General features: G+C 70.0%; 6 protein-coding genes and 1 pseudogene. All 7 read left to right on the forward strand.

Annotation, left to right across the window (positions count from 1 at the left end):
* Positions 1–238, forward strand: a pseudogene (locus tag B7767_RS32985) (ATP-binding protein); the annotation flags it as partial.
* Complete coding sequence (locus B7767_RS32990; protein WP_030861626.1) at positions 235–636, forward strand: roadblock/LC7 domain-containing protein; 402 nt, start codon at positions 235–237, stop codon at positions 634–636. The pseudogene B7767_RS32985 and the gene B7767_RS32990, both read left to right, overlap by 4 nt.
* Positions 633–1,007: a DUF742 domain-containing protein gene (locus tag B7767_RS32995; protein WP_030827099.1), complete on the forward strand. Its 375-nt coding sequence runs from the start codon at positions 633–635 to the stop codon at positions 1,005–1,007. Before B7767_RS32990 ends, B7767_RS32995 begins: the two co-directional genes overlap by 4 nt.
* Complete coding sequence (locus tag B7767_RS33000) at positions 982–1,584, forward strand: ATP/GTP-binding protein (RefSeq protein ID WP_085575328.1); 603 nt, start codon at positions 982–984, stop codon at positions 1,582–1,584. The genes B7767_RS32995 and B7767_RS33000 overlap by 26 nt, the downstream gene beginning before the upstream one ends.
* Positions 1,585–1,687: 103 nt before the next feature.
* The gene (locus tag B7767_RS33005; RefSeq protein ID WP_085575329.1) at positions 1,688–2,989 is read left to right on the forward strand and encodes a cytochrome P450; all 1,302 of its coding nucleotides are present in this window, start codon (positions 1,688–1,690) and stop codon (positions 2,987–2,989) included.
* A 105-nt stretch (positions 2,990–3,094) separates the two neighbouring features.
* Complete coding sequence (locus B7767_RS33010; RefSeq protein WP_085575330.1) at positions 3,095–4,360, forward strand: cytochrome P450; 1,266 nt, start codon at positions 3,095–3,097, stop codon at positions 4,358–4,360.
* Positions 4,357–4,596 (forward strand): enoyl-CoA hydratase-related protein (locus B7767_RS33015; protein ID WP_179167383.1); only part of this gene is annotated, 240 nt, incomplete at its 3' end. The genes B7767_RS33010 and B7767_RS33015, both read left to right, overlap by 4 nt.

A 4,596-nucleotide genomic window follows, 5' to 3' on the forward strand; every position in this document is an offset into this window, starting at 1 on the left:
GGCGCCCGTCCCGGTCGGCCCCTCGCACGTGGTGGGCACGACGACCGGCGGGCTGCCCAAGCGCCGCCGGCGCCAGGGGCCCATCTCGGTGGTGCCGGCGCCGCAGGACACGGCCGGCACCGACCAGCAGACGTCCGAGTCGGCCGGCGAGGTGACCGCGTCGCGCCTGGGGGCGTTCGCGCGCGGCACCCAGCTCGGGCGGACCACGAACACCACGGAAGGACCTGACCACCAGTGAACACCGACCTGTCGTGGGTGCTGAACGACGTGCTCGAGGTGCGTGGTGCCCGCCACGCGGTCCTCGTCTCGGGCGACGGCCTGCTGCTGCAGCGTTCGGACGAGATCTCACGTGACGACGCCGAGACGAACGCCGCCGCGATGAGCTCCATGCAGTCCCTCAGCCGGGCGGTCGCCGGTTTCGTCGGGGCGGGGCACGGCATCTGGAAGCAGACGCTGCTGGAGTACGACGGCGGCTGGATCTTCCTGATCGCTGCCGGGCAGGGCGCCTACCTGGCCGTCTCGGCGGCGCTGGACGTCGACATGGAGGCCATGTCGTTCCGCATGCAGAAGACGGTGGCGGCGCTGAGCAAGGCGATGAGCGTGGCCCCGCGCTCGGACAACGGTGTCGGCGTATGACGACGCCCGGCGAGGAAGCACCCGTCACCAGTGACTTCGTCCGCTCGTACGTCATCACGGGCGGCCGGAGCCTGCCGTCCTCGGACGAACTGGCGCTGCACACCTTGGTCACCCTGGCTCCCGAGCGGACGCTTCCGCTGGGGGCCGGCCCCGAGGTCCGGGCGATCTGGGAGCTGTGCGCGGGTGGCTACCTGTCGGTCGCCGAGGTGGCGGGCCACCTCGGCCTGCCCGTCGGGGTGGCCCGGCTGCTGCTCACCGATTTAGCCGAGCAGGGGCACCTGCTGCGCCGGGCCGAGCCGCCCCGGGCCCAGAACGTTGACAGAGCGACCCTCGAGAAGGTTCTGAATGGACTCCAATCCCTCATCGGCTGAGACGGCCCAGAAGTCCATCTACGTCTCCAGCGCGGTGACCAACGCCGCCAAGATCCTCGTCGTCGGGCACTTCGCCGTGGGCAAGACGACCTTCATCGGCTCGCTGTCGGAGATCACTCCGCTGCGCACCGAGGAGAAGATGACCCAGGCGTCCGTCCACATCGACGACCTGCGGGGCGTGGCGGACAAGACCACCACCACGGTCGCCCTGGACTTCGGCCGTCTCACCCTCAGCGACGACCTGGTGCTGTACCTGTTCGGCACCCCGGGCCAGCAGCGCTTCATGCAGCTGTGGGAGGACATGGCCCGCGGCGCGCTCGGGGCCCTGCTCCTGGTCGACCCGGGACGTCTGGAGGAGACCTTCCCGGTCATCGACCTCATCGAGCGGTACGGCCTGGAGTACGCCATCGCCGTCAACTGCTTCGACCCCGCCGCCACCTACGGCGAGGCCGAGGTGCGCGAGGCGCTCGACCTGCTCCCGGACACCCCGGTCGTCTACTGCGACGCCCGCGACCAGCGGTCGTCCGCCAAGGCGCTGATCGCCCTGGTGAGACACCTGCTCGAGCACGCGGCCTGACCACCGCGCGCCCGCCCGGACCGGGAACGACGGTTCCCGGATCACTAAGGAAGACTTCATGGATCCTCACACCCCGTCTGTGGCGACTGCCGGCAGATGCCCCATGCACGACGCCGCGTTCGCCACCGACCCCCAGCAGGTCTACGACCGGCTGCGCGCCCACGCCCCGGCCGGCCCCGTCGAACTCGCCCCCGGTGCCGACGCCACGCTGGTCGTCGGGCACGAAATGGCCCTGCGCGTGCTGCAGAACACCGAGCTGTTCGTCCGTGACTCCCGTCGCTGGAAAGCGCTCAACGAGGGCCGCATCGGCATGGACAATCCGGTGCTTCCGATGATGGCGTACCGGCCCAACTGCCTGTTCACCGACGGTGCGGTGCACCTGCGGCTGCGCAAGGCCGTGGTGGACAGCCTGGCCCGGCTCAACACCACGCGCATCCGGCGCGACGTCGAACCGATCGCCGACTACCTCATCGACCGGTTCAGCGAGCGTGGCCGGGCCGACCTGCTCAACGACTACGCCAAGCTGCTGCCGCTGCTGCTGTTCAACAAGCTGTTCGGCTGCCCGGCGGACATCGGTGACACCATCACCACCGCCATGTCGGCGATCTTCGACGGCAAGGACGCGCTGCGCGCCAACGAGGACCTCACCGCCTGTCTCATGGAGCTGATCGCGCTCAAGCGGCGCTCGCCCGGTGACGACGTCACCTCCTGGCTGATCCAGCACCCGGCCGGTCTGACCGACGAGGAGCTCAAGGACCAGCTGGTGCTGCTGATGGGCGCCGGCATCGAACCCGAGCGCAACCTCATCGGCAACGCCCTGGTGCTGCTGCTGTCCGGGGCGGGCGGCCGGCAGAGCGGCATGCTGATCGAGGAGGCGCTCGACCACGTACTGTGGAACCAGACGCCCATCGCCAACTACGCCACCCACTACCCGGTCCAGGACGTCGACCTCGGCGGCCACGTGGTGGAGGCGAACACCCCGGTCGTCATCTCCTTCGCGGGCGCCAACAGCGACCCCGCGCTCGCCGAGGCCCGCCGCGCCCACAGCAAGGGCGCCCATCTCGCCTGGGGGGCCGGCCCGCACGCCTGTCCCGCCAAGGACCCGGCGCAGGTCATCGCGACCACCGCGATCGAGCGTCTCCTCAACGCGCTGCCCGATCTCGCCCTGGCCGTACCGGAGAAGGACCTGCAGTGGCGGCCGGGACCGTTCCACCGGGCCCTGGCCACGCTGCCGGTGACGTTCAGCCCCACGCCGGCCACCCGGATGGCGGCCGCGCTCCGGGGCCGGGCCGAGGCGCCGGGTGCGCAGCAGCCGCTCCCGTCGTCCGGGGCCGCTCCGGCACGGCAGGAACCGGCGCGGAAGAAGGGATTCTGGAGCAGCTTCCTGGACATCTTCCGTGTCTGATGAGCGGCATGTGACCGGGGCAACACACAGAGGCGCATGACAGGGGAGAGGGGAAGGGTAGGTTCCGGCGGTAGTGATCGACAGTGCCCAGCAAAGGAGCTCTGCGTGACCGCCGTTGGCGACATACGCGGCACCCGTATCGACCGCCGAGCCGTCATCTCCCTCATCCGTCGCCTGCGTTCGGACGAGGGACAGGCCAACCCCCTGCCCGTCTGGGAAGAGCTGCGTACCCTGGGGGACGTCGTACCCGCCCCCTGGGGCGGCTACTTCGTCACCGGTTTCGAGGCATGCAGCCAGGTCCTGCGCAGCAGGAACTGGCTCGTGCCGGACTTCGCCTGGCAGGAGCGGCAACCCGACCCGAAACGCTGGCAGGAGCTGGCCACCCAGGAGTTGACCGGTACCCTTTCCCGTCTCAACCCCCCGACGCACACCTGTCAGCGGCGTGCCCTGGGCAACCCGTTCGACCGCGCCACCCTGGAGGGCATGCGCCCACGGATCGCCGCTCTCGCCTCAGGGCTCCTGGACGATCTGGAGGACCGCCTGCGCGCCGAGGGGGAGGCCGACTTCGTTCACACGGTCGGTGAACTCCTCCCGGTCCGCACGGTCTGTGAGTGGCTCCGCATCCCCGAAGAGCACGCCGCGTACATCCTGGACTTCGCCCACCGGCAGGCCTACGCCCAGGAACTGTTCCCCACCAAGGACGAACTCGCGCAGGCGGCCCGCGCCACGCTGGAGATGCGGGCCTTCTTCACCGATCTGATCCGCGACCGGCGGGCCCGCCCTGGCAACGATGTCCTCACCGGCTGGATCCACCACTGGGACGCGCAGTACCCGGACGACCGGGCCGCCGCGGACCAGGTGATCTACCACCTCACGATGTTCGTCACCATCGCCTCCCTGGAGACCAGCGCGGTCCTGCTGACCAACGCGGTGCGGTTCGCCACCGAGGACCCCGCCCGGGCGGAGTGGCTCCGCGCGCACCCGGAGCACATCGAGGACCTGGTGGAGGAGACCCTGCGCTACGACCCTCCGGTGTGGCTCAACTCCCACATCGCCGCCGACGACACCGTCCTCGCCGGCACCCCCATGGCCAAGGACACCACCGTCCACATACTGTACGGTTCGGCGGCCCACGATCCCCGGCGCAATCCGGACCCGCATGTTTTCGACATCCGGCGCGGCGGCGGCCACGTCACTTTCGGCAGCGGCGCCCACTACTGCCTCGGCGCGGCCCTCGCGCGCTCCGAGGCCCGGGAACTGATCGCCCAGGTGCTGGAACGTTTCCCCACCCTGCGGCCCGCCGCACCCCCCGCCTATGACACCTCCCGGCTCGTCTTCCGCCGCATCACCTCTTTGAAAGTAACGACATGAACGCCGCGCCCCTCACCGATCTCCCCGTCGACCGGATGCTCAAGACCCTTCGTACCTATCGGCAGGGTCCTCTCCTCACCGTCGAACTGAACGTCCCCGAAGAGGGAAACGCCGTCACCGACGCCATGCTGGAGGACCTCCTCACCGTCCTCGACGAGCAGGACCCGGCGGTACGGGTCCTGGTGCTGGCCGCCGCCGGAGACGAGTTCTGTCTCGGCGGTGACCGACGCGAGGTT

Source organism: Streptomyces sp. 13-12-16 (assembly GCF_002114215.1).
Taxonomy (GTDB): Bacteria; Actinomycetota; Actinomycetes; order Streptomycetales; family Streptomycetaceae; genus Streptomyces.